1 protein-coding gene is annotated in these 714 nt (G+C 68.2%); it reads left to right on the top strand.

What is annotated here, in order from left to right; translation table 11 throughout:
* Window positions 1–714 (top strand): pyridoxal 5'-phosphate synthase lyase subunit PdxS (gene pdxS, locus ABD709_RS21395; RefSeq protein WP_344779089.1); only part of this gene is annotated, 714 nt, incomplete at both ends.

Here is a 714-nt window from a genome sequence, read left to right as displayed (position 1 = left end):
GGTGTGATCATGGATGTGGTCACCCCTGAGCAGGCCAAGATCGCCGAGGACGCTGGTGCGGTCGCGGTGATGGCGCTGGAGCGGGTGCCGGCCGACATCCGGGCCCAGGGTGGGGTCTCGCGGATGAGTGATCCGGACATGATCGACTCGATCATCGAGACGGTCTCGATCCCGGTGATGGCCAAGGCCCGGATCGGGCACTTCGCCGAGGCGCAGGTGCTGCAGTCGCTGGGGGTGGACTACATCGATGAGTCCGAGGTGCTGACCCCGGCCGACTATGCCCACCACATCGACAAGTGGGCGTTCACGGTGCCGTTCGTGTGCGGTGCGACGAACCTGGGTGAGGCGCTGCGGCGGGTCACCGAGGGTGCGGCGATGATCCGGTCCAAGGGCGAGGCGGGCACCGGGGACGTGTCGAACGCGGTGACCCACATGCGCACCATCCGCGCGGAGATCCGCCGGCTGGGGAGTCTGGCCGAGGACGAGCTGTACGTGGCGGCCAAGGAGCTCGCGGCGCCCTACGAGCTGGTCAGGGAGGTCGCGGAGAGCGGGAAGCTGCCGGTGGTGTTGTTCACCGCGGGTGGGATCGCGACGCCGGCGGATGCGGCGATGATGATGCAGCTGGGTGCCGAGGGTGTGTTCGTCGGTTCGGGGATCTTCAAGTCCGGGAACCCTGCCCAGCGTGCGGAGGCGATCGTGAAGGCCACCACGTTC

The sequence above is a fragment of the Nocardioides panacisoli genome (assembly GCF_039537325.1).
GTDB lineage: Bacteria > Actinomycetota > Actinomycetes > Propionibacteriales > Nocardioidaceae > Nocardioides > Nocardioides panacisoli.
Note: the sequence above shows the minus strand (reverse complement) of the source record. Positions and strands in the feature narration are given on the sequence as shown.